26 protein-coding genes and 1 tRNA gene are annotated in these 25,517 nt (G+C 35.6%); 19 read left to right on the top strand and 8 right to left on the bottom strand.

The features are described 5' to 3' along the window. Nucleotides 1–125 precede the first annotated feature (125 nt). The 3 genes from VK90_RS17195 to VK90_RS17185 are packed head-to-tail and all read left to right on the top strand — an operon-like array spanning nt 126 to nt 2,150. Nucleotides 126–890 carry a metal ABC transporter ATP-binding protein gene (locus tag VK90_RS17195; RefSeq protein WP_048374202.1) on the top strand — a complete coding sequence of 255 codons (765 nt, stop codon included), beginning with the start codon at nt 126–128 and terminating at the stop codon, nt 888–890. Continuing rightward, entirely contained in the window at nt 890–1,723 is an 834-nt protein-coding gene (locus VK90_RS17190; RefSeq protein ID WP_048374201.1) for a metal ABC transporter permease, read from the top strand. The genes VK90_RS17195 and VK90_RS17190 overlap by 1 nt, the downstream gene beginning before the upstream one ends. 13 nt (nt 1,724–1,736) lie before the next feature. Further along, nucleotides 1,737–2,150: a Fur family transcriptional regulator gene (locus VK90_RS17185; protein ID WP_025147421.1), complete on the top strand. Its 414-nt coding sequence runs from the start codon at nt 1,737–1,739 to the stop codon at nt 2,148–2,150. 86 nt (nt 2,151–2,236) lie between these two features. Here VK90_RS17185 and ispG read toward each other — a convergent pair whose 3' ends face one another. The 3 genes from ispG to yqgB form a co-directional block, all read right to left on the bottom strand. Next, nucleotides 2,237–3,340: a flavodoxin-dependent (E)-4-hydroxy-3-methylbut-2-enyl-diphosphate synthase gene (gene ispG / locus VK90_RS17180; RefSeq protein WP_162861751.1), complete on the bottom strand. Its 1,104-nt coding sequence runs from the start codon at nt 3,338–3,340 to the stop codon at nt 2,237–2,239. Between the two features lie 165 nt (nt 3,341–3,505). After that, on the bottom strand, nt 3,506–3,871 hold the full coding sequence (locus tag VK90_RS17175) for a hypothetical protein (RefSeq protein ID WP_002173482.1): 366 nt from the start codon (nt 3,869–3,871) through the stop codon (nt 3,506–3,508). 66 nt (nt 3,872–3,937) lie between these two features. Continuing rightward, on the bottom strand, nt 3,938–4,705 hold the full coding sequence (gene yqgB / locus VK90_RS17170; protein WP_002173481.1) for a protein YqgB: 768 nt from the start codon (nt 4,703–4,705) through the stop codon (nt 3,938–3,940). Between the two features lie 240 nt (nt 4,706–4,945). Here yqgB and VK90_RS17165 point away from each other — a divergent pair. The 14 genes from VK90_RS17165 (at nt 4,946) to glcK (ending at nt 19,296) form a co-directional block, all read left to right on the top strand. Next, a tRNA-Ile gene (locus tag VK90_RS17165) sits at nt 4,946–5,019 on the top strand. A 224-nt stretch (nt 5,020–5,243) separates the two neighbouring features. Continuing rightward, nucleotides 5,244–5,855, top strand: coding sequence for a superoxide dismutase [Mn] (gene sodA / locus VK90_RS17160; protein ID WP_002173480.1), 612 nt, complete (start codon nt 5,244–5,246; stop codon nt 5,853–5,855). Nucleotides 5,856–5,976: 121 nt separating this feature from the next. After that, nucleotides 5,977–7,254 carry an MFS transporter gene (locus VK90_RS17155; RefSeq protein WP_002173479.1) on the top strand — a complete coding sequence of 426 codons (1,278 nt, stop codon included), beginning with the start codon at nt 5,977–5,979 and terminating at the stop codon, nt 7,252–7,254. 109 nt (nt 7,255–7,363) lie between these two features. Then, nucleotides 7,364–9,490 carry a peptidoglycan D,D-transpeptidase FtsI family protein gene (locus VK90_RS17150; RefSeq protein WP_048374200.1) on the top strand — a complete coding sequence of 709 codons (2,127 nt, stop codon included), beginning with the start codon at nt 7,364–7,366 and terminating at the stop codon, nt 9,488–9,490. A 439-nt stretch (nt 9,491–9,929) separates the two neighbouring features. Next, on the top strand, nt 9,930–10,847 hold the full coding sequence (locus tag VK90_RS17145) for a PstS family phosphate ABC transporter substrate-binding protein (protein WP_048374199.1): 918 nt from the start codon (nt 9,930–9,932) through the stop codon (nt 10,845–10,847). A gap of 27 nt (nt 10,848–10,874) precedes the next feature. After that, a complete protein-coding gene (pstC, locus tag VK90_RS17140; protein ID WP_048374198.1) occupies nt 10,875–11,825 on the top strand; it encodes a phosphate ABC transporter permease subunit PstC in 951 nt (316 codons plus the stop codon). 1 nt (nt 11,826) lies between these two features. After that, entirely contained in the window at nt 11,827–12,693 is an 867-nt protein-coding gene (gene pstA / locus VK90_RS17135) for a phosphate ABC transporter permease PstA (protein ID WP_048374197.1), read from the top strand. Between the two features lie 28 nt (nt 12,694–12,721). Further along, nucleotides 12,722–13,537, top strand: a complete 816-nt coding sequence (pstB, locus tag VK90_RS17130; RefSeq protein ID WP_025147430.1) for a phosphate ABC transporter ATP-binding protein — start codon at nt 12,722–12,724, stop codon at nt 13,535–13,537. 170 nt (nt 13,538–13,707) lie between these two features. Beyond that, nucleotides 13,708–14,364, top strand: a complete 657-nt coding sequence (gene phoU / locus VK90_RS17125) for a phosphate signaling complex protein PhoU (protein WP_025147431.1) — start codon at nt 13,708–13,710, stop codon at nt 14,362–14,364. Nucleotides 14,365–14,728: 364 nt separating this feature from the next. Continuing rightward, a complete protein-coding gene (locus VK90_RS17120) occupies nt 14,729–17,083 on the top strand; it encodes a sugar phosphate nucleotidyltransferase (protein WP_048374196.1) in 2,355 nt (784 codons plus the stop codon). 70 nt (nt 17,084–17,153) lie between these two features. Next, the gene (gene rpmG, locus VK90_RS17115; RefSeq protein WP_001265616.1) at nt 17,154–17,303 is read left to right on the top strand and encodes a 50S ribosomal protein L33; all 150 of its coding nucleotides are present in this window, start codon (nt 17,154–17,156) and stop codon (nt 17,301–17,303) included. A 107-nt stretch (nt 17,304–17,410) separates the two neighbouring features. Beyond that, nucleotides 17,411–17,989 carry a 5-formyltetrahydrofolate cyclo-ligase gene (locus VK90_RS17110; RefSeq protein ID WP_048374195.1) on the top strand — a complete coding sequence of 193 codons (579 nt, stop codon included), beginning with the start codon at nt 17,411–17,413 and terminating at the stop codon, nt 17,987–17,989. 103 nt (nt 17,990–18,092) lie between these two features. Continuing rightward, nucleotides 18,093–18,293, top strand: a complete 201-nt coding sequence (locus tag VK90_RS17105) for a YqgQ family protein (RefSeq protein WP_002173470.1) — start codon at nt 18,093–18,095, stop codon at nt 18,291–18,293. A 19-nt stretch (nt 18,294–18,312) separates the two neighbouring features. After that, on the top strand, nt 18,313–19,296 hold the full coding sequence (glcK, locus tag VK90_RS17100; RefSeq protein ID WP_002173469.1) for a glucokinase: 984 nt from the start codon (nt 18,313–18,315) through the stop codon (nt 19,294–19,296). 81 nt (nt 19,297–19,377) lie between these two features. Here the strand turns inward: glcK and VK90_RS28830 are convergent, their stop codons facing one another. Further along, nucleotides 19,378–19,551, bottom strand: coding sequence for a DUF2759 domain-containing protein (locus VK90_RS28830; RefSeq protein WP_025147434.1), 174 nt, complete (start codon nt 19,549–19,551; stop codon nt 19,378–19,380). Nucleotides 19,552–19,720: 169 nt separating this feature from the next. On the opposite strand from VK90_RS28830, the gene VK90_RS17090 reads away from it, so the two are divergent. Then, complete coding sequence (locus VK90_RS17090; protein WP_048374194.1) at nt 19,721–20,350, top strand: MBL fold metallo-hydrolase; 630 nt, start codon at nt 19,721–19,723, stop codon at nt 20,348–20,350. Nucleotides 20,351–20,359: 9 nt separating this feature from the next. Then, the gene (locus VK90_RS17085; protein ID WP_048374193.1) at nt 20,360–21,472 is read left to right on the top strand and encodes a class I SAM-dependent methyltransferase; all 1,113 of its coding nucleotides are present in this window, start codon (nt 20,360–20,362) and stop codon (nt 21,470–21,472) included. A 145-nt stretch (nt 21,473–21,617) separates the two neighbouring features. Here the strand turns inward: VK90_RS17085 and VK90_RS17080 are convergent, their stop codons facing one another. From VK90_RS17080 to metI, 4 genes are all read right to left on the bottom strand, one after another. Further along, entirely contained in the window at nt 21,618–21,908 is a 291-nt protein-coding gene (locus VK90_RS17080) for an ArsR/SmtB family transcription factor (protein ID WP_000894375.1), read from the bottom strand. A gap of 433 nt (nt 21,909–22,341) precedes the next feature. Then, nucleotides 22,342–22,854 (bottom strand): cysteine hydrolase family protein, encoded by a 513-nt coding sequence (locus tag VK90_RS17075; protein ID WP_002173465.1) that lies wholly within the window; start codon nt 22,852–22,854, stop codon nt 22,342–22,344. A 334-nt stretch (nt 22,855–23,188) separates the two neighbouring features. Next, a complete protein-coding gene (gene metC, locus VK90_RS17070; RefSeq protein WP_002173464.1) occupies nt 23,189–24,352 on the bottom strand; it encodes a cystathionine beta-lyase in 1,164 nt (387 codons plus the stop codon). After that, a complete protein-coding gene (gene metI / locus VK90_RS17065) occupies nt 24,349–25,461 on the bottom strand; it encodes a cystathionine gamma-synthase/O-acetylhomoserine thiolyase (protein WP_048374192.1) in 1,113 nt (370 codons plus the stop codon). The genes metC and metI overlap by 4 nt, the downstream gene beginning before the upstream one ends. Nucleotides 25,462–25,517: the final 56 nt, after the last annotated feature.

The raw sequence follows: 25,517 nt of genomic DNA, 5'->3' as shown, positions 1-25,517 counted from the left end.
AATAATAAGGTTTCTGGAAATAAAGAATATATTTTGGGCAGATTGGTTTACAACTATAATAAGCTGTACTATAATTCAAATAGAGATAAATCGGAATCATTCTGAATTAAAATAGGTGAGATGCTATGAATAATATATTGGAAATAGAAGGGCTAACGTTTCGATATGAAGATCGAAACGTGTTAGAAGATATTAATTTGCAAGTTCCGAAGGGAGCTTTTTTAGGTTTAGTTGGACCGAATGGTTCAGGGAAATCGACTTTACTTAAATGTTTATTGGGTGTTTTAAAGCCGAAGCAAGGAAATATTCGATTGTTTGGCATTGATAGTAAAAAATTCAAAGAGTGGAATAAAGTTGGTTATGTATCTCAAAAGGCAAACAGCTTTAACTCAGGTTTCCCGGCAACTGTTTTTGAGGTTGTTTCAATGGGACTTGTTTCGAAAAAAGGTCTTTTTCGCTTTTTTACGAAAGACGATAAGGAGAAAGTAGAAAAAGCAATTGCTGATGTAGGTATGAGCGAGTTTCAAGGACGTAATATTGGAGAACTTTCTGGTGGGCAACAACAACGTGTATTTATTGCTCGTGCACTTGTAAGTGATCCAGAATTGCTTATTTTGGACGAGCCTACTGTTGGGATCGATGTGAAAAATGTGGAAAGTTTCTATGAGATACTAGAGGACTTAAACAAAAGATTAGGAATCACGTTAATTCTTGTTACTCATGATATGGGAGCTGTTACTGAAAAAGTAACACATGTTGCATGCTTAAACCAACATTTGCATTTCCATGGGAATGTAGAGAAATTCCGAGAGTTAGAAGATGCAGAAATGTCGATTTTATATGGACATCATGTTCATCGCTTAGAACATGAGCATCACGGGAGGATATAATGATACAGGATTTTTTACAATATGATTTTTTACGTAATTCTTTATACGCGGGTATTTTAATAGGGCTTGTCGCACCGCTTATCGGCGTGTTCGTTGTGATTCGCCGCATGTCGCTTATTGCGGATGCATTAAGTCATGTGACATTATCAGGAATTGCAGCAAGTTTATTACTTGAAAAGACAATCTTTACTGGTGGGTTTTTAAACCCTCTATATATGGGAATGTTTTTTTCAATCGGTGGAGCATTGCTAATTGAAAAATTACGTACTGTATATAAACATTATCAAGAGTTAGCAATTCCCATTATACTTTCAGCTGGGATGGGGATTGGAGTTATCTTCATTTCACTTGCTAATGGATTCAATACGGATTTATTTAGTTATTTATTTGGTAGTGTAAGTGCTGTAACAAGCACGGATTTAATTATTATTGGTATAGTAGCAATTGTTGTTATTGCAACGATTGTTTTATTATACAAAGAGTTGTTTTTACTATCATTTGATGAGGAATACGCTGTATCAACCGGTTTGAGTGCAAAGTGGATTCACTTTATCTTCATTATATTAGTTGCTCTTGTAATTGCCGTATCAATGCGTGTTGTAGGTGTTCTTCTCGTATCATCATTAATGACGTTACCAGTTGCAGCAAGTATTCGTATTGCTAAAGGATTTAAACAAACAATTTTCTTTTCCATTTTATTTGGTGAAATTGCAGTAATTGGTGGAATGTTTGCTTCGTATCAACTTGATCTAGCACCAGGTGGTACAATTGTTATGATAGCAGTTCTTATTTTAATCGGTGCGATTTTATGGAAGAAGAAAAAAACTGCATAAAGTAGGGATAGGTATGAATCTAACAGAAGCTTTACGCCTAATGAAAGAAAAAGGATACAAACATACGGGGAAAAGGGAAGAGATGCTAAGATTATTCGCGGCGCATAATCGTTATTTAACTGCGAAAGATGTTTTAGAACATATGAAGGATGATTATCCAGGGCTTAGTTTTGATACGATTTATCGTAACTTAACGGTTTTTGCTGAAATTGGTGTTTTAGAACAAACGGAATTAAGTGGTGAAAAACATTTTCGTTTTACATGCTCTATTATGGAACATCATCACCATTTCATTTGTTTAGATTGTGGTGGTACGAAAGAAATTACTTCCTGCCCAATGGATTTTATGAATAAAGATTTTAAAGGTTATGAGGTAACAGGGCATAAGTTTGAAATATATGGTCGTTGTCCAAAATGTGCAAAATGAGAGACTCGTCGGTTATATAACTGACGAGTTTTTGATTTAAATGTAAAAAGAAGGTTGCTCACAAAAATTGTGGACAACCTTCTTTTTTATTGTTCTTGTGTTTCTTTTTCTTTATCTCGTTCGGCAGCCATTTCAGCAGCGATTACATCGATTTCTTTTTTCAGTTCTTCTACCATTGTTTCTTCTGGTACTTTACGAACGACTTGCCCTTTACGGAATAATAAACCTTCTCCGCGTGCACCTGCAATACCGATATCAGCTTCACGAGCTTCACCAGGACCGTTTACAGCGCAGCCAAGTACTGCAACCTTAATTGGAACTTGAAGTGTAGAGATGTATTCTTCTACTTCATTAGCGATGCTAATTAAATCAATCTCAATACGACCACAAGTTGGACAAGAAATAAGTGTTGCGGCATTAGATGCAAGACCGAATGACTTTAATAGTTCACGAGCAACTTTTACCTCTTCCACTGGATCAGCACTTAATGAGATACGAAGTGTATTTCCGATACCTTTACTTAAAATTGCTCCAAGACCAGCGGCGCTTTTTACAGTTCCAGCAAACAATGTTCCTGATTCTGTAATACCTAAATGTAATGGATAATCAAAAGCACGAGCAGCTTTTTCGTATGCTTCAATTGCTAAGTTAACATCAGAGGCTTTCATTGATACGATAATATCGTGGAAATCTAAGTCCTCTAAAATTTTAATATGGTGCAGTGCACTCTCAACCATACCGTCAGCAGTTGGGTATCCATATTTCTCTAAAATGTGACGTTCTAATGAACCAGCATTTACACCGATACGGATTGGAATACCGCGCTCTTTCGCAGCGTTTACAACAGCTTCTACTTTATGGCGACGTCCAATGTTACCTGGATTGATACGTACTTTATCAATGCCGCCTTCGATTGCTTTTAAAGCAAGGCGATAATCAAAATGAATATCAGCAACAAGTGGAATGTTGATTTGTTTTTTAATATCAGCAATAGCATTTGCTGCGCGTTCGTCTGGAACAGCAACACGGACGACTTGACAGCCAGCTTCTTCTAAACGTTTAATTTCAGCAACTGTAGCCTCAACATCATGTGTTTTTGTTGTCGTCATACTTTGTATAATTAATTCATTGTTACCGCCAATTGTTAAATTACCGACTTTAACTGGACGTGTTTTTGTACGATGAGTCATTTCATTCACGAATAGATCGCTCTCCTTATAAAAGAAGTTTCTTATTTTAGTCCCTTACATCAATGATAGTATGTGTGAGAAAGGGCTATAGAAACCAAAGTACTCGGTTTCACTTTTACTATTGTATCAGCGCCTTTATATAATTGACAAGGATTAAGTGATTACTTATTGATATAAGGGGAATTTATAAGACTTTCCAACTTGAATTTTTGTGGCAGATGTATTTTTATTTAATTGTTTAAAATCATCAATTACCTTTTCAATAGAAGGAATTTTTTTCTTATTAATTGCTTCTGTAATAGAAAGAACCGTATCACCAGTTTTTACTTCAATTGCTTTATACGCTGCATCTGCTTCTTTTTCTGTTTCTTTCTCTTTATTTTGTTTTGTATCTGTATTTTCTTTATTTATTGTTTGGGCAGCAGTTGTTTTTTTGTATGAACTTAACATCGGTAAAGTACCGATTTTTATATCGTAATAAAATATATAACCGAGAACAAGCACGAATAAGAGTATACCTAATCTCTTCATATCCTTCACTCCTTTGCTAGGAATATATGCTTGTCCAAAAAAAAAATGCCTATTTAGGCATTTTTTTTATAATTCTTGTTTTTCTTTCGGTTTTGGAACTTCTTTAATCGTTAAGTATAGAACGATTAAAACAACTGCAATGTAAATAAACGTTGCACCAGGTACGTTTATTTTGAATAAATCCATAATCATAAAGAAGATTGTTGGAATTGTGTAGCTGTAAGCAGTTAATGTCCAAACTTGTTTATAAGATAATTTGCGCTGACCACTCATGGCAGAACCGATGAAGGCAAGTAACGTAACTCCTACAAAGGTAATAAATAATTGGAACAAATACAGTAAAAACCCAATAACGAATAATAAGATTGGATAAATACTGTCAAATAAAGAAATGAAATCTTGTAAATCTTTCTTCTCAAGAGATGCACCTAATAAGTCATTATAGGAGTATGTTTGTGTTTGGCCATTTCCCATGGAGACTACTTTATCTTTTAAAACAAATAAACCTGTTTTATTTTGATATTTTTCTAGGTCTGTTGAATTTGGATCAAATACGAAAAGTGCATTTCCATCTTCTTTTTCGATAGGTTGATCGATATCAGCTTTGAGCTCACCATTTTCAATTTTAAAATCAGGTAAATCTTTTTCGATTACTTGATTTACCATGTTAACGCCATCTTGAATAACGCTACCGTACAAGAAAGTTCTTGGAATAGTAGTGATTAGGCAAAGGAGCATAATATACAAAATGGTTTTACCGATTTTTTGAAATCGGAAAAGCGCCATATCTTTAGGCGAATATACGCTTTTTGCTATTTGGGTAAATATGGACATAGATTCACTTCCTTTATGTATGTATAAAATCATTGTAACGTACGAATCTAGAGAAGCTCAAGATATATTATATTTACATATAGTAGAGAGGACTAAATTTCTTCTTATTAATTTTCTACTTTTGAAGAAGAAAAATGCAATTGACACTTTTCTTTTGTATATGGTAAATTTATCTTACATTTCTCAAACAAAATATCCGATAGGAATTTAGTTGTTTTTCAATGTCATATACATAATTGTGGACCCTTAGCTCAGCTGGTTAGAGCAGACGGCTCATAACCGTCCGGTCGTAGGTTCGAGTCCTACAGGGTCCATATCCATTTCACATGTTTATTATGTCAGCAGGAAGCTTCCTTGTAGAAGGGAGCTTTTTTTACGGAATATATGAGCATTTTAATTGAAAAGAAGTGGGAATTTTGCTACTTTAATGATAGCAAGACAAAGCGATTTAGTTGTTTGCACCCTATGGCAATTAGGGTAGAATGAAGTTGTATGTCACATATGTAGTGACAATACATAAACCGGGAGGAATATAACAATGGCAAAACACGAATTACCAAATTTACCTTATGCGTATGATGCTTTAGAACCTCACTTTGATAAAGAAACAATGAACATCCATCATACAAAACATCACAACACGTATATTACAAACTTAAACGCTGCTTTAGAAGGTCATGCAGAATTAGCTGACAAAAGCGTTGAAGAATTAGTTGCAAACTTAAACGAAGTACCAGAAGCAATCCGTACAGCAGTACGTAACAATGGTGGCGGACATGCTAACCACACATTCTTCTGGACAATCCTATCTCCAAACGGTGGCGGACAACCAGTAGGCGAACTTGCAACTGCGATTGAAGCGAAATTCGGTAGCTTCGATGCATTCAAAGAAGAATTCGCAAAAGCTGGCGCAACTCGCTTCGGTTCTGGTTGGGCATGGTTAGTAGTAAACAATGGTGAGCTAGAAGTAACAAGCACTCCAAACCAAGATTCTCCTCTAACTGAAGGTAAAACTCCAGTTATCGGTTTAGATGTTTGGGAGCATGCATACTACTTAAATTACCAAAACCGTCGTCCTGACTACATCGGTGCATTCTGGAACGTTGTAGATTGGAACGCTGCTGAAAAACTTTACCAAGAAGCAAAATAATTAAAGTTAATACAGATAGAAAAAAGCTAGGAGTTTTCTCCTAGCTTTTTTCTATGCTCTCTTTTTACATAATTGGGCTTGTCTTTGGAAGACTAGAACATGAAGTAAAGGAGAGTTGTGTATGAAGTGGAAACATGTAATTGGTGATGTTGAAGTGAATCGAGATTTAGTATTATTGCTCGTTATAGGAGGTTTATACACGCTCGCAATTTCTTTATCGAATACGTTTGTAAACATTTATTTATGGAAGCAAACACAAAATTATGTGAATCTGGGCTTGTATAATTTGGCCAGCGTTGTATTGCAACCTCTAACATTTCTTGTGGGCGGGAAATTAGCGAAGCGTATTGATCGCTCGATTTTATTGCGAATAGGCGTAGGCACGTTAGCTGTTTTTTTTATCGTTGTTTTAGTAGCGGGAAAAAGTGCATCTCACTATATTTTACTAATGGGAGCCCTTTTAGGAGTTGGTTACGGTTTTTATTGGCTCGCTTTTAACTTGTTGACATTTGAGATTACAGAACCAGAAACAAGAGATTTTTTTAACGGTTTTCTCGGACTTCTTACATCTTTCTCTGGAATGATTGGGCCGATAGCAGCAGGATATACAATTTCACGTATGGAAAAATGGAGTGGTTATACTGTCGTTTTCTTCCTCTCGTTAATGCTATTTGCGATTGCAGTCGTTCTAAGCTTTTTTTTATCAAAGAGGGAATGTGAAGGGCGCTATGAAATTGTGCAAGTATTGAAAGAGCGGCAAGTTGATAAAAACTGGGGAGGAATTACACGCGCTCACTTCTTCCAAGGTTTGAGAGAAGGAACGTTTATTTTCGTTATTTCGGTATACGTCTATTTAGCATCTGGTAGTGAGTTCGCATTAGGGAAATATAGTTTAGTTAATTCAGCTGTATCATTTGTATGCTATTATTTAGTCGCCCGTATGTTAAAGAAAGAATGGCGAAAAAAAGCAATTTTAATTGGGGGCATTATTTTATATGCGGTTGTATTTTTAGTTATTTTCAATGTTACATACACGAAATTACTTATTTATGCAGCATGTATCGCGATTGCATATCCTATTTTACTCGTTCCGTACGGATCCATGACATACGATGTAATTGGTAGAGCAAAACAGGCGAGAGAATGGCGTGTAGAATATGTAGTTGTCAGGGAATTATGGTTAAATGCCGGAAGAATTTGTTCCATTTTAAGTTTTTTATGTGCTGTAATATTCTTTCCTCCTGAAAAAAGTTTACCGTTCTTACTATGTATTTTAGGAGCTGGACATTTTCTTATTTATTTTGCGGTTAAAAATGTCAAATATGATGAGGGAAATGCGGATAAAACAAGTGTTGTAGCGCAAGGAGCCACGCAGAATCAAACTGAACCAGAAGGTTAACTTCTCGCTTGTTTTATGCTAGAATAGAAAAAGATGTAAGACAGCAGTGAGGACACCTGTATGAAGGTGTCCCTTTCACATTACATAGCTGTTGGTAGAGGGGGTTTGTATGAGCAAGAAACAGAAGCAAACAAAGAAAAAGACCCACGTTCCTTTTCGATTAAACGTGTTGTTTTTTTGCGTGTTTTTAATGTTCTCCGCGGTTATTGTAAGGCTTGGATACGTACAAATTGTTCGTGGTGAGGAATATAAAAATGAAGTTGAGAAAAAAGAAAATTCAACGATTAGTAATCCTGTACCGCGCGGGAAAATATTTGATCGTAATGGACAACCTGTCGTAGATAATGAGCCTATTCGTACCATTACATTTACAAAAATGAAGGGATCAACTGCACCGGATCGCTTAGAAACGGCGAAAAAGTTAGCAGATTTAATTGAAGTCCCAACAGATAAGTTAACAGATCGCGATAAAAAAGATTACTGGCTTTCTTTACATAAAAAAGAAGCAGAGGGAAAAATCACAAAAAAAGATCGTGAAGAGTTAAAAGCGAATAAAATTGACGATAAAGAATTTGATGAGCGTCAACGAAATCGTGTGACAGAAGAAGAGATTAATCAATTATCAGCAAAAGATTTAGAAATACTTGCAATTAAAAGTAAGATGGAAAGCGGATATGCAATGACGCCGCAAATCGTTAAAAAAGGTGCAACAGAAGAAGAGTACGCGATTATTAGTGAGAATTTAGCGAAGCTACCAGGTGTAGATACAAATGTTGACTGGGAGCGAAAATATAAGTATGATGATATGTTCCGAAGTGTACTTGGTGGTGTAACTTCTTCTGATGAGGGGTTACCGAGAGAGAGATTAGATTACTATCTTGTTCGCGATTATAATCGTAACGATCGCGTAGGAAAAAGTTACCTTGAGCAACAGTACGAAGATAGCTTACACGGTACAAAATCCGAAGTGAAAAATGTTACAGATAAAGACGGTAATATTTTAGAAACTATTAATGTGTCACAAGGACAACGAGGTAATGACCTCAATTTAACAATTGATATGGAATTACAGAAGCGTGTAGAAGAGATTATTACGAAAAACTTAATGAAATTTAAAGGGAGCGAACCCCTTTTAGACCGTGCATTCGTTGTAATGATGAATCCAAAAAATGGTGAAGTTTTATCTATGGCGGGGAAACAATTAGTGAATGAAGGCGGCGAAACGAAAGTAAATGACTTTGCGTTAGGTACCATGACAAGTACTTATCCGATGGGTTCAACTGTAAAAGGTGCAACATTACTTACTGGATATCAAACTGGTGCGATTCAGCCAGGGGCAGTACAATTAGATGAACCAATTAAATTAAAAGGTACACCTACGAAGTCATCTTGGAAAACGATGGGGTATATTAATGACCTTACAGCGTTAAAAATGTCTTCTAACGTTTATATGTTTAAAACAGCGATGAATATCGCTGGGGTTCCATATGTGCGAGGCGGTACGTTAGATATTCCGCAAAGCGCATTCGATACTATGCGTTACTATTTTGGTCAGTTTGGACTTGGTGTAAAAACAGGCATTGATTTACCAAATGAAACTGCTGGTCAAATAGGTAAAGGAAATCAACCAGGTTTCTTATTAGATTTAGCAATTGGACAGTATGATGCGTATACACCGCTCCAATTAGCGCAATATATTTCGACGATTGCCAATGGTGGATATCGTATGCAACCGCAAGTTGTAAAGGAAATTCGTCAGCCATCGGCGAAGCCAGAGGAAATTGGAAAAGTTGTTCAATCCATGGAACCGAAAGTGTTAAATCGTGTTGATATGCCTGAATCGCAAATTAAACGTGTTCAAGAAGGATTTAGACAAGTGTTTAACGATTCAGGTGGTACAGCTACAAAATACTTTACAGGTGCACCATATAAGGCAGCTGGGAAAACGGGTACCGCTCAAACTGTATATGGCGGAGATAAAGAGATTGGTAGAAAAGCAAACGGTGAGCGTGTTGAAACCTATAACTTAACATTAGTAGGTTATGCGCCACTTGAAGACCCGGAAGTAGCATTCTCTGTTGTTGTGCCGTGGGTACATGATGATAAAACAGGAATTAATGGATATATTGGTCGTGAAATAATGGACGCTTACTTTGATTTGAAAAAACAAGCATTAACTGGTGAAGCTCCAAAAGATGAAAAAGAGAAAAAAAATAATACGCAAGGTGATGAATAAAAAAGTTGTAAAAAAAGCACACTATCTGAAAAGATAGTGTGCTTTTTTTTATGCTTTATGCATATGGTTTAGTAAATGTGGACAAGCATAAAGTGTTAAAAAACAGCACATAGTTTCAAAAATAACAAGATGAATGCGTACATTCGTGTATTGTCCTGCGTGATAGGAAGATAACAGTTTTATCCCACAAAAGCCCGATTGGTGAGGGCTAATAATCAGTAGGGGATGGAAGGCCCACACTGATTAAAGTTTCACTTTATGGATGATTAGAAAAGCTTCTGCACCTAAATCACAAAACTTTAGATCAAATTTGTATGTATAGTAATTTTTGTGGAACTTTACAAAACTTTTACAAACAATTAAAACCGAATTAATAGTTTAGCAGTATTCTTATATCTGTAATCCTGTTATTTCCGGTTACTTCTAGGAGGAAGAACACGTGAAATGGATGAGCGTTTCGATTAAAGTTTTGACATTATCGACATGTTTCCTTTGTTGTAGCATGTCTACTGCATTTGCTTCAAATGAAATGGGAGAAGTGAGAGTTGATGGATCCTCAACGGTTTTTCCTATTATAGAGGCAGTAGCAGAGGAATATACAAAGGTTCATCCAAACGTGAAAATTTCTATTAGTATTTCTGGGACAGGAGGAGGATTTAATCGTTTCAGTAAAGGAGAAGTAGATATAAACAATGCTTCGAGAGTGATGAAACAGGTAGAAGAAAATGCGATGAAGAAAAACGCTATTCAGTTTACACCGTTTGAGGTTGCTTACGATGGTCTTACGATTGTTGTAAATCGTCAAAATACGTGGGTAAACAATATGACGATAGACGAGTTACGTCTATTATGGAGTGAAGATGGATGCTTAAAACGGTGGTCACAAATTCATTCATCATGGCCGCGTGAACAAGTGAAATTTTATGCGCCAGGCGTAGACTCTGGTACTTATGATTATTTTCAAAATGTCATCTTACAAAAAAATCGCCTTGTAAAAATGGTCTCTTTGTCTGAAGACGATCAAGTTATTTTGCAAGGGGTAATGAATGATAAAAATGCCATTGCTTTTGTAGGATATGCTTATTATATGGCCAATCGAGATAAGGTGAAAGCAATAAAAGTGAATGGTGTATTTCCAACGAAAGAGACCATTCAATCGGGTACGTATAAGCCATTATCTAGGCCGCTCTTTACTTATGTGAATCATGCATCCATCCGAAATAAAAGTAGTGTAGCAAATTATGTTGAGTTTATGATTAAGCATGTTGGAAAGCTTGCTGAAGAGGTCGGATATGTAAAAATACCAGAAGAAAAATATAATGAACAGCTGCGAATGTTAACAGAAATAAAAAGGTAATGTCAGGGTGGAAAGGGGTTTTCATCTTTGGCTCATAATGACAAAAGTCAAATTACATTTTCTGTACAACATTTGATTGAGAGAAATACAAATAGAAGAAGAAAAACGCAGCGAATCAATCGAATTGTTCCGTTAATACTAAAAGCAATTGCTAGCGTGTCCATTGTAACGACACTTGGAATTATTATTACGTTGGCAAATGAAACAATTATGTTTTTTCAAAAGATACCATTGTATTCTTTTTTGACTGAGAAAGAATGGTTACCTTTTTTTGAAGATCCGAAATTCGGTATATTACCACTTATATGTGGAACAATTCTTGTAACAGCAATTGCTATGGTTGTAGCAATTCCTATTGGTTTAGGTTGTGCCGTATTTTTAAGTGAATATGCTTCAAATGGTGCCCGGAAAATACTAAAACCGTTGTTAGAACTATTAGCAGGCATCCCGACAATTGTATATGGCTTTTTCGCATTAACAGTTGTCACACCACTTTTACAACGGATTATACCAGATTTGCAGTTCTTTAATGCTATTAGCCCAGGCATCGTTATAGGTTTTATGATGATACCTACGATTGCGTCTCTCTCTGAAGATGCGATGAGAGCTGTGGCAAAAGGCATTAAAGAAGCCTCGTTAGCACTAGGAGCAACTCGTTTTGAGATGGTCAAACAAGTGGTGTTTCCATCAGCTTTTACGGGTATAATGGCAGCGATTATATTAGCAGCTTCTAGAGCAATTGGTGAAACGATGATTGTTGTTATTGCAGCCGGATCAACACCTAATGTATCGATAGATCCGACCCATTCCATTCAAACATTAACAGCATATATTGTACAAGTGAGTTTAGGGGATGCTCCGCACGGAACAATTACTTATTACAGCATGTATGCTGTAGGTGCGACGCTATTTATGTTTACTTTTTTTATGAATATTATTTCGCAATATATTATGCGCCGTTTTAGGAAGGTGACATAATATGCGGATGCTAAACCATAAAAAAATACAAGAAAATATGGCATCACGTTTTTTGAAAGATCGAATTTACAAGTTGTTTTTTTATATAGCAATTTTGTTTTCTGTAGCAATACTTTTTATATTGCTGGTTCAAATTTTTGAAAAGGGTATAAGTTATCTTTCAATAGATTTCTTTACAAACTTCGCGTCACGTAATCCGAAAGAAGCAGGGATTGCTGCTTCTTTATCAGGGACAGTATTATTTATGAGCATTGTTATACCGGTCTCTTTTATATTTGGAGTCGGAACAGCTCTTTATTTAGAGCATTACGCGAAGGACTCCGTCTTTAAAAAGTTAATAGAACTAAATAACCAAACGTTAGCAGGGGTACCTTCCGTTGTGTTTGGTTTACTCGGATTAACTATTTTTGTATATGCTCTCCACTTAGGAGAGAGCATAGTCGCGGCGGCACTGACAATGAGCTTGCTCGTCTTACCAACTGTTGTTGTAGCGAGTCAAGAAGCGATTCGAGCTGTACCGAGTTCATTATTAGAGGCTTCTTACGGATTAGGTGCTACGAAGTGGCAAACAATGTATCAAATTGTATTGCCGGCAGCTTTGCCAGGGATTGTAACGGGATGTACTTTAGCGGTATCAAGAGCAATTGGTGAAGCAGCACCATTGTTAGTTATTGGGGCACTTGCATTTGCAAATTATGTTCCGTTCAGTATGCTTGATAGATTTACGGTTTTACCAATTCAAATTTTTAATTGGATGAGTAGACCACAAGAAGAATTTCAGTATGTAGCAGCAGCTGGGATGATTGTTTTGCTAGGATTGCTGCTCTTTATAAATATATTTGTCTTATGGTTACGAAATCGAAAATAAGTTGGAAGTGGATGAAAGGGGAATTCAAATGGTAGCAACAGTAGTAAATGTACAGGTGAAAAATGAAGAGAAAATCGAGACAGCACCAAAGAAAGTAGTATTTGATACGAAAAATTTAAACTTATGGTACGGAGAAGATCACGCTTTAAAAGATATCAATTTAAGTATTCATGAGAATGAAGTTACAGCAATTATCGGTCCAAGTGGTTGCGGTAAATCAACGTACTTAAAAACGCTAAATCGAATGGTAGAGTTAGTGCCTATAGTTCGAACTACAGGTGTTATCGAATATAGGGAACGAAACATATTTGATAAGTCATATCCGGTTGAAGAATTGCGTACGCATGTGGGAATGGTGTTCCAAAAGCCAAATCCATTCCCAAAATCTATTTATGAAAATGTAGCATATGGTCCGAAAATTCATGGTATTCGTGATAAAAAAACACTTGATGAAATCGTTGAAAAAAGCTTGCGCGGGGCAGCGATTTGGGATGAGTTAAAAGACCGTTTGCATGATAACGCCTACGGTTTATCTGGTGGACAGCAACAACGTCTATGTATTGCACGCTGCTTAGCGATTGAGCCAGACGTTATTTTAATGGATGAGCCAACATCGGCGCTAGATCCAATTTCAACATTAAAAGTAGAAGAACTAATTCAGGAGTTAAAGAAAGATTTTAGTATTGTTATCGTAACGCACAACATGCAACAAGCAGCACGTATTTCAGATAAAACTGCTTTCTTCTTAAGTGGGGAAGTTGTGGAATATACAGAGACAAACAAACTATTTACAACACCTGCAGATAAGCGTACAGAAGACTACATTACAGGACGATTTGGTTGATATCGTTGTAAGGCTAAGAGTAAATGCCCTCTTAACAGAGGGCGTTTCTTATTTTTACCTCATTTTAAAGGGAAGTAATATTTCTTTTATCTCAAAGCCTTAATAAATATATTAGAGGCTAGATAGGGGATTAATATATAATGACACATAATATTGAGGGGGAAGAAACAATGGTAAGAGAACAGTTTCAAGGTGACTTAAAAACGTTACAGCAAAAGGTGATTGAACTTGGTGAGTTAGCAAGAGAAGCTTTATTAATTGCTATGGAAGGTCTTCACAACAGGGATGTAGAGAAAGCGTTAGAAGTCATTGATGGGGATTATCGCATGGATAATTTAGAAGAGGAAATAAATGACCTTGCGCTTATGCTTATTACAAAACAGCAGCCTGTAGCAAGTGATTTAAGAAGAATTTTCATTTCAATTAAAACAGCGACAGACTTAGAACGTATTGCAGACCATGCTGTTAATATTGCGAAATCAACAATTCGTCTTGGAGAAAAAGAAGTGGTTGTTAGCTTGCATAATCTTGAGGAAATGTTTGAGATTGCTCATAAAATGTTAAATTTAGCATTAGAAGCATACGAGCAAGAAAATTTAACTTTGGCTAAACAAATTGCTGAAATGGATGACTCAGTTGATGAAATATATGGAAAGGCGATTCGTGAATTTATATCTTCTATCCCTGGGCAACCAGAAGCGATTACACAAATTACACAACTATCCTTTGTTGCAAGATATATTGAGCGTGTAGCAGATCATATTACAAATATTGCTGAGAATGTATTTTATTTAGTAAAAGGAAAGCATTATTTATTGAATGAGTAGGGAAAAAAGTAGGTGATGAGAAATCACCTGCTTTTTTTAGTCAAAACATGACAAAAAAAGCTCGTTGTTTCCTTTAGTTTATGATGATAAGATGTATCATAATTAATGGAAAAATAAGTACATAATTGTTAATAATGTCTTATTAATAATTTTACCAAGTTAATAGTAAGCGCTTTCTTTTGGCTGGAATTTAAAAGATACATTCATGTATAAAGTGAAACTTAAATGAGTGGTTTTTATTTTTATCTCACACTGATTATTAGTCCGCACCAATCGGGCATTAACTGCCAGTTAATGCGGGGGAAATGATATACATATGGTATACGGAGTTATTGAAACATTATATAAGTGGAGGCTGAAGTATATGAAGGGGGTTATTTTAGCTGGAGGAAAAGGGAGACGCCTTAGACCATTAACGTGTAATACTCCAAAACCGATGTTACCGTTGTTAGAAAAACCAGTTCTTGAATACAATATTGAATTATTACGTCAGCATGGTATTCGTGAAATTGCAATTACAGTTCAATATATGAGTACTGCCATTAAGCAATACTTTGGTGATGGTAGTAAATGGGGAGTTGACTTGTATTATTTTGAAGACTCTCCTCCGCTTGGAACAGCAGGAAGCATTAAGCAAGCGGAAAGTTTTTTAGATGAAACATTTGTTGTTATTAGTGGGGATGCACTAACTGACTTTCAATTGTCAGAAGGAATTGCATTTCATGAACAGAAGAAGAGAATGGTAACGATGTTTGCGAAAGAAGTAGAAAATCCACTCTCCTTTGGGTTAGTTGTAATGAATAAAGAACAAGAAGTTATACGATATATAGAGAAACCGAGTTGGAATGAGGTTGTTTCTAATGTTGTGAATACAGGTATTTATATAATGGAGCCGGAAATTTTTTCTTACATACCATCCATGGAATTTTTTGATTTCAGTCATGATGTGTTTCCGTTATTGGCAAATAAAAACGCGTTATTTGCATATTTATCAGAAGATTATTGGCTAGATATTGGTACATTTGATCAATATCGGCAAGCACAATTCGATTTGTTGACGAAAAAATTGAAAGTACCTATTCCATATACAGAAGTATTACCGATGGTGTGGATGGGGGAAGGTGTAACAATTGGGAAAGGGACGAAAATTCATGGTCCTTCTTTTATTGGAGAAGGAGCAATGATTGGTGCGGGGGCTGTAATTGAACCGTACTCTATTATCGGAAAAAATAGTATCGTTTCAAGTTATTCTCATCTTCAAAAAAGTATTGTTTTTGCGAATGCTCATATAGGAAAAAATTGTGAGTTATTAGAAACAACAATAGGAGAGCATACAATGGTCGAAGATGACGTTACACTCTTTCAAAAAAGTATTGTAGCGGACCATTGTCATATCGGGAAAAGTACAGTAATTAAGCAAAAAGGAAAACTATGGCCATATAAGGAGATAGATAGTCATTCAGTAGTAGGTTCTGCCGGTGTTCAAGAGAGTGAAAAGAGTGCAGGATGGCTACAAAAAAGCCGGATTGTAGGAAGAGGTAATGTTGAAATTACCCCTCAATTTATTGTGAAAGCTGCAATGGCTTATGGATCTCTTTTGACAAAGGGGGAGAGTATATTAATCGGAAGTCAGGAAAATATAGAAACAACTTCCTTTAAAAATTTATTCCTCCATGCCATTCATGGTATCGGGATTCATACGATGGAATGTAAAGAAATGAATGAGTCACTTTTTCAGTATGCCATTCATAATTTGCAATGTGCAGGTGGAGTTTTCATTCAAGTGGAAAGCGAAAGAGGCATTGTAATACAGCTGTATGGTAAGGATGGCACGTTGTTGACGTATAAGCAGCAAAAAGCGATAGAACAAGTATATATGTCTGAGTCGTTTTATTACGTCTGTGAGAAAGAAATGGGCCGAAATAAACAGGTTCACGTTTCTTTAGATAATTATGTAGAAGCTGTATTAGAGCGCATTGATATTGAAACGATACAAAAACAGAGGTTTCATCTTCTTATTAATAAGAGAAATGATATGTTACAACATTTACTTATGCTCTTTCTACAAAGGCTTGGGTGCACAGTTACATGGATTTATGCGAGTGAACAAAAAGATCATGTGAAAGCTTTGATGAAATCGAGTAAAGCAAATATGGCGCTTATGTTCTCTGAGCACGGAAATCACTTCGAATTATATGATAATCATAGTAATATTTACCAAGGGACTGATTTTGAAGAAGTAGGTATTCCAGATTTATTACTCGAATCTGCAGGTAATATTTACCCAATGTCTTTGAAGTTAGGAGAATGTTATCTTCTCTTTTATATGCATGATGGAAAAAAACCTTTTCAAATAAGATGGAAGAGAGATATTTTATATCGAATTGGAAAATTATTTGAATTAATAGCGTTGCAAGGAAAAACGTTAGTTAGCATAGTAGAGAAATCACCTCCACTTTATCTACTTTATGATGAAGTTGTATGTTCGTGGAAAGAAAAAGGGGAAGTAATGAGGAAATTATTGGACGATATGGAAAGAAAAGAAGAAGGGATATTAGAAGGAATACAGTTCAAATATACAGAAAAAGAGTGGTCTTATATCGTTTCTGATACAAAACAACCAAAATTTTTGGTGTATTCACATGCTAGAAACCCATTAATAGCAAGGGAAAACATGAAAAATCTTATAGAAAAAATTAGACAATATCAAAAGGTGTAGAATTTTTATTTTAAAAGTGGTATTATAGTATAGTCTGATTTAAGTTATTAGTGACTGGAGGGAAATAAGAATGCGTGTGAATATTACTCTAGCATGTACAGAATGCGGAGATCGTAACTATATCTCAAAGAAAAATAAACGTAACAACGCTGAGCGTATTGAGCTTAAAAAGTATTGCAAGCGTGACAAGAAGTCTACGTTACACCGTGAAACAAAGTAAGCAGTAGGAATATTTTCCTACTGTTTCTTTTTTTTTATGCGATTCCTACGTTAAAAGTGATACACTATCTTCGTAGAGTAAAGTGTCACTGCAAGGGGGAAAAGTGTGTGAAGGAAGAGAAAATACGTTTGCGTAAACAAATAATAGAACACATGAATTCTTTATCAGAAGAACAGTATATAACTTTATCGGAACAAATTGCAGTTTCGTTGTATGTGCAAAAAGAGTGGGTTGAAGCTAAAACAATCGGAATAACTCTCTCAATGGAACATGAAGTGGATACATATCCTATTATTGAAAAAGCGTGGAAAGAAGGAAAGAAAGTAGTTGTCCCGAAGTGTAATAGAGGGACAAGGACGATGTCTTTCCGGCAAATTAGTAATTTTGAACAATTAGAAACGGTATATATGAATTTGCGTGAACCGATCCCTATGCTTACAGAAGAAGTGGATACGGATAAAATTAATCTTCAAATCGTGCCAGGCGTAGCTTATACGCAGCGAGGAGAACGGATTGGATATGGTGGGGGCTATTATGATCGTTACCTCGTGCATTATAAAGGGAAAACGCTATCATTAGCTTATGATTTTCAAATAGTAAAACATATTCCGGTAGAGCCATTTGATAAAAATGTAGAAAAAATTATTACAGAAAAAGGAACAATGGTTATAAATGGGCTTGTATAGACAAATAAAAATTGACGAGACTTTTTCTTCTTGATTATAATAAAATATGTGAACGTTTTCTTATTATAATTTTTTATAGTAAGTGAGCATAGAGGGTGATAAAATGATATCCATTTATGATATTCAGCAATTGCTAAAGAAATTTGGCACGATTATTTATACGGGTGATCGGATCGCTGATTTACAATTAATGCAAGATGAGCTACGTGAATTAAATCAATCACAGCTAATCGATCCACAAGACTATCAAACAGCTTTATTTTTGTTGAAGCAAGAAATTCAAAAAGAGATAAATAAGAATTAGATAAAGGTAGGTAAGCAGCATGGAAGAGAAATGGTTGGTTGGTGTTGACCTTGGTGGTACAACGATTAAATTAGCATTTATTAATGTGTACGGTGAAATTTTACATAAGTGGGAAATCCCTACGAATACAAATGAGCAAGGAAAACATATTACACTTGATGTAGCGAAAGCTATCGATAAAAAGTTAGAAGAGTTAGGTGAATTAAAAAGCAAGTTGATTGGTATTGGTATGGGAGCTCCTGGTCCTGTACATGTGGCATCTGGAATGATCTATGAAGCGGTTAATTTAGGATGGAAAAACTATCCGTTAAAAGATTTACTAGAAGTAGAAACAGGGTTACCTGTTGTTATTGATAATGATGCAAACTTAGCGGCGCTTGGTGAAATGTGGAAAGGTGCTGGTGAAGGAGCAAAAGATTTAATTTGTATGACACTTGGCACTGGTGTTGGTGGCGGTGTAATCGCCAATGGTGAGATTGTACACGGTGTAAGCGGTGCTGCCGGTGAGATTGGACATATTACAGTAGTAACAGAGAATGCTTTCCCATGTAATTGCGGGAAGTCTGGTTGCTTAGAAACAGTAGCATCTGCAACGGGTATTGTGCGTGTTGCTATGCAAAAAATACAAGAGACTGATAAAGAGAGTATGTTACGTTCTATGTTAGCAGAAGAGGGGCGTATTACATCAAAAGATGTATTTGAAGCACATGGACAAGGTGATGAACTAGCAGGCGAAGTAGTAGAAAAAGTAGCTTCTTATTTAGGATTAGCTGTAGCAAACCTTTCTAGTACGTTGAACCCTGAGAAAATTGTAATTGGTGGTGGCGTATCTAAAGCTGGTGACGCACTATTAGAGCCAATTCAACGCTACTTTGAGCAATATGCTTTCTCACGCGCTGTAAAGAGCACGAAGTTAGCCATTGCAACACTTGGCAATGATGCTGGTGTTATTGGAGGAGCGTGGCTTGTAAAAAAGCACAAATACGAGGCAAAGATGATATAAGTAGTGAAATATGAGAAGAGGAAGGGGCAGCCCTTCCTCTTTTTATGCGAAATCTTGATGAAGAATAAAACTGCAAATGAATTAAGCTGTTGGTGGGTACCCACTATAGAGAACAGTCATGATTGTAAACCATCCGAAAACGAGTACAGTTGCAATAGCAAAGCCGCTCGCGAATAAGTTTTTTTCACGAAGTGTTCTAAGTGTAGCAAATACAGCTAACAGAGTGACTAGCGCAAAAATAATAACAAGGCCCATACAATATCCTCCTCTGTCTACCCATTATTATAATGAGTTTTTGGAATATTTACTCTTTTATATTGTACATGTTTTAAAAATGATTGTCGAGATAGCATCCTTTCTTTTCCTAAGAGAAAGAAATGTTGTATCATTAAAAGTAAGTTTAATAACTGGAGGAGATTTTTATATGAAATGGACACAAATGCCGTTAGGCCCATTACAAACAAATGCTTATATTTTAATGAACGATCAAAATGAGTGTATTATCTTTGATCCTGGTCATGAAGGAGCGAAACTTGTTACATATTTACAAGAAGAACAAATAAAACCGCTGGCGGTTTTATTAACACATGCTCATTTTGATCATATTGGTGCTGTTGATGCGGTAAGAGACGCTTTTCATATTCCTGTATACGTACATAAAGAAGAAGCGGATTGGTTAGGGGATGCAACTGTGAATGGATCACAAATTTTTATGATGAACCGCAGTATTACAGCAAAACCAGCAGATCATATTATTGATGCAGAGGGCGCATTAACAATTGGTTCATTTAATTTTGAAATTTTTGAGACGCCAGGACATTCTCCAGGGAGCATTTCTTATTATTGTAAAGAGGCAAATGCTGTATTTTCTGGTGATGTATTATTCCAAATGAGCATCGGAAGAACAGATTTACCTGGCGGAAGCTTTGCCGAATTAATTGGAAGCATTGAAGAGAAATTATTTGTATTACCAGATGAAACAGCGGTGCTATGTGGACATGGTCCAGAAACAAGCATTGGTTTTGAAAAAGAAAATAATCCATTTTTACAATAAGGAGTCATTATGGGGATGGAGCTCATTTTAAGAGAATGGATGGGGAAAGAGAAGGATTATTCAATTTCATATAGTACGTATATGAACCTCGTATTGTATACAGAAGAACATGGCTATTATATGAAGGAACGTGACAAGATTGGAAGGCAAGGGGATTTTTTTACAAGTAGCAACGTATCCTCTGTTTTTGCAAAAACTTTTGCTAAGTTTTTTATTCGTCTTGTTGAAAATGGTGAAGTTTCTCCAAATATTTGTGAGATTGGTGGGGGAACAGGAAAATTTGCCTATGATGTTTTACAAGAATGGAAACAATTATCTCCGGAAACTTTTATTAATGTAAACTATTCAATTATTGAAGTGAGCCCTTTTCATAGAAAATTACAGCAGGAGAGTCTTTGCTCATTTAATAATGTGTCGTATTATACATCTTATATTGAAATAGGAGAGTCTTTCGAAGGGATTATTTTTTCGAATGAATTATTTGATGCGTTTCCTGTTGAAGTAGTTGAGAAAAGAAATGGAATTTTGTATGAAGTACGTATCACGTATACAGATGATGGGAACCTTGCAGAAGTATTTAGACCGATAGAGAAAAAAATCGGTCGTTACTTATTGAAATATAACATTCATATTGCGGAAGGACAGCGTTTTGAAGTGCCTATTGCAATGGAAGAGTATATAGAAGAGATTGCGAAATGGTTTCAGAGAGGTATATGTATTACAGTTGATTATGGATACACAAAAGAAGAATGGATGCATCCTGCACATCACGAAGGAAGTTTACGAGGGTATTACCAACATAAACTAATACGTAATCCTCTAGCACATCCAGGTGAAATGGATCTTACTACTCATATTCATTGGGATGAGCTGAAGGAGATTTTTAGCCTTCAAGGAATGAGTGTAGTATGGCATAAGAAGCAATCTGAGTTTTTGTTAGCTGCAGGAATATTAGAGCAGCTTACGAGTCATCAAGATACGAATCCTTTTTCTGAAACTCAAAAACAAAATCGAGCAGTTCGTTCTATGATTTTGAACGGAGGGCTAGGGAGTGCCTTTGATGTTGTTATACATACAAAAGATATGCAAAAATTACATTTGAATCGGTATTTAACAATATGAAAAAAACAAGACACAGCCTATTTCTGTGTCTTGTTTTTTAATACGACTTATGTAGTATTATATATTTCCTCTCATGATATATATTTATATTAAAGATATGAGATGAAAAATATAGAATACGTTCTTTTTCTCTGTCTATTGGTCCCTAACCTAATAATACGCGAACGAGTTGAATAATTGTTTCGTTTTCTACTTTGTAGTAAATTTCTAATCCTTTTCTTTCACTAGAAACGATTTTAGCACTTTTTAACTTTGCTAAATGCTGTGAAATTGTAGATTGTGGCATGTTTAAGCCTGTGTACATTGTAGAAACGTTGCTTGGGCCACGTTCAATTAATCCCTTTACAATACATAAGCGAACAGGATGAGCAAGCACTTTCAATAATTCTGCATTGCTTTCATATAGTTCTATTTCTTTTTGAAAGGTTTCTAACATGTTCTTTTCCACCTCCGTGTGAGCTGTTATACCATACTATACATACCAAAAAATTAGAGAAAAGAAAACAGTTGTTGCAGAAAAAAAGTCCTAAAGTAAAGAAATTGTAAGAAAAGAGACCCTGATGTAAATAAAATAGATAAATTTGTACAGTTTTGTAAAATGATATTTTTGGGTGAAAATTTTGATGCGTTTTAAAAATTGAAAGATATAGATATATTTGTAACACAATTTTATCATGATTTTCTTATTCTTTCAAATGAATATACAAAATTTTTAAAATAATGCAAAAAAGGAATTATAATGTTATATATAGAATATAAAACAGGTTAAAATAAAAGAAGCCGAATGTAATCAGCTTCTTTATGGTGATAATGAAATACTTGAGTGTAGCTGATAAATCTTAGCATGATCAAGTCATTAATCATTTATTCTAGAGTTCATTTCTTATCAACTTTAAAAATCTGTTGTTCCATATATTCTCATAAAAATCAATCGTCTCTTGTGCAGACATAAATGAATTATTCAGAGTAGAGGTTGCTTTCTGTACCATGAAGTTTTCGTATCCTAATCCATGAGAAAATTTAATTGTAGCATCCATACAGTATTCTGTTTGGGCACCGCAAAATTCAATGCGATGTACAGATAATTTGTCTAAAATCTCTTTTAAGTTTGTTTTATAAAATGAATTTGCATGTGTTTTTCTTACAAAAAAATCTTGTTCTTGAACATCTAGATTGGCATGAATAGCCCAAAGTTCTTCTTCAGGTACTAATTCTTCATCGCAGTGTTGAACAAAAATGATTGGTTTATGTAATTCTCGATATAAGGCGATTCTATTATTTACTTTAGTGAGTAAATTTTGTAAATCAAATAAATGGTCTCCGTTGTAACATACGCCATTTTGTAAATCGATAACGATTAAAACATCTGCACAAGTCTCCATTATTTTTACCTCTTTCACTTTACAATATATTAATAATTCTATCATTTGAGGATGTATTATGCACTCTTGTTTTGTAATGAATTATAGAAAGATACGAAGAAATCAAAAAAGAATTGGATATATTAGACAAGATAAAAAGATGATATGAGAACCAAATTTCATATCATCTTTTTAAATAACTATTTTATCCCGCTATTTGTGGGAGTCGGGCTGCCCGTAAAAGCCCAATTGGTGAGGGCTAATAATCAGTGGGGGATGAACAAAACCCCCACTGATTAAAGTTTCACTTTATTTGTTGAAGAATTTTATTATTCGTACACAGCTTCGTTTCTTTTTATGCATTTATAGGTTCTTCTACATAAGAAAGAGCATTCTCGAAATCAGATATTAAATCGTTAACATTTTCAAGACCAACCGATAAACGAAGTAATGAGTTGGAAATCCCTCTTTCATCACGTGCTTCCTGTGATAAAGCTGCATGTGACATTTTTGCTGGATATGAAAGAATAGATTCAACAGCTCCTAGACTAACCGCAAAAACGGGTAATTTAACTTTCGATAAAAATTGGCGCAGTGCATCTTCGGATTGTAAGGTGAAAGATAAAACAGCCCCAGCCGATGTTGCTTGAGATTGTTGAATACTATAGCCAAGATGTGATTGTAATCCAGGATAATAGACATTTTGAACTTTAGAGTGCTCTTGTAAAAAATGTGCAATTTTATTGGCATTGGTAGCTGAATGTTCGAGACGTACATGCAATGTTTTCAGACCGCGAAGCACGAGAGAACAATCTTGAGGTCCTAAAATAGCACCAAAAGCATTTTGTAGAAAGCCGAGCTTTTGAGCGAGCTCTTCATCTTTTACGACAGCTAATCCGGCGGTGACATCGCTATGACCAGCAATAAATTTTGTTGCACTATGAAGTACGACATCGGCCCCAAGATCAAGCGGCTTTTGAAATAGTGGTGTCAAAAATGTATTATCTACAAATGTAAGAGCATTGATTGATTTCGCTAATTCACAAACGGCACGAATATTCGTTACTTTTAATAGCGGATTAGAAGGTGTTTCGATGTAAAAGAGTTTTGTATTCGATTTAATATTTTGTCTCACTTCTTCTAAATTGGTCATATCAACAAATGTGTGTGAAACACCATAACGGGAGAGAACTTCAGTAACAATTCGATAAGTGCCGCCATATACATCTTCTGAAATAAGAACATGGTCACCTTGCGAAAGAAGGAGAAATGCAGTAGAAATTGCTGCAATGCCTGATGCAAAGGCGAATCCTTTTGTTCCACCTTCTAATAAAGCAATGATATCTTCAAGAGCTTCACGTGTTGGATTACCAGATCGACTATAGTCATACTTTCCGAAAGTATCTACATCAAACTGGTGAAATGTTGATGTGTTATAGATGGGAACGTTAACAGCTCCTGTTTGTGAGTCATGCTTATATTGATTATGCAGTAAAAGCGTATCTACGGAATAACTCATATTCTTACACCTTCTTTTACAAGTTTAATGGCTTGTTTTAAGTCTTGAATTAAATCGTTACTATTTTCAATGCCAACGGAGAATCGAAGAAGACGATTGCATACACCGTTTGCCGTTCTGATTTCTTCAGGAATATCAGCATGCGTTTGTGTAGCTGGATAAGTCATTAAACTTTCCACACCGCCAAGACTTTCAGCAAATGTAATTAAGGATAAAGATTGTAAGAAAGGATTAATCCAAGTTTCATCTTGAAGACGAAACGAAATCATACCGCCTCTTCCTGGATAAAATACATCCGTCACACCATCTTCATCATTTAAAAATGCAACAATTGCATGAGCATTTTCTTCATGTTGTCTCATGCGAAGCGCTAAAGTTTTCATACCACGAATTAATAGCCATGAGTCAAATGGACTTAGGACAGCACCAGAGGCATTATGATAATGAGCGATTTCTTCACAAAGTTCCTTGCCTTTTGCAATGACAAGTCCGCTTAGTACATCGTTATGCCCACCTAAATATTTCGTTGCACTATGAAGTACGATATCGGCACCTTCTGTTAATGGTTGCTGTATATAAGGCGTGTAGAATGTATTGTCTACAATAAGAAGTAGTCCATGCCTTTTTGCTACACTTGCGACAGCTGCGATATCAGTAACTTGCATTAGTGGATTAGTCGGGGTTTCTATAAAAATAGCTTTTGTTTCAGTTGTGATAGCTTGCTCAATTTGTTTAATAGATTGTGTATTTACGTATCTACATCGAACATTCCACTTTTTTTCATGCTCAGAAAATAATCGATACGTTCCCCCATATAAATCTTCAGATACAATAAGTTCGTCTCCAGAACGGAATAACGAAAGGACAAGGAGAACAGCTGCCATTCCTGAGCTACAGGCATAACCTTGATCGCCATTTTCTAGGTCTGCGATTGCTTGTTCTAAAAGACCTCGAGTTGGATTTCCAGTCCTTGAATAGTCAAATCCTGTGGATCTACCAATCCCTTCATGCCGATAAGCAGTTGAGAAATAAACTGGTGGATTAACAGTTCCTGTTGTAGTTTCGCTACGATTCCCGATTTGTGCTAGTTTTGTTTCGATTGTTGACATGTGAAAATTCCCCCTTTGTAAAGTGAACGACTATGTGAATGTAAAATAAAAAAAGC

It is taken from the genome of Bacillus sp. LK2 (assembly GCF_001043575.1).
In the GTDB taxonomy this organism is placed as follows: domain Bacteria; phylum Bacillota; class Bacilli; order Bacillales; family Bacillaceae_G; genus Bacillus_A; species Bacillus_A paramycoides.
Note: the sequence above shows the minus strand (reverse complement) of the source record. Positions and strands in the feature narration are given on the sequence as shown.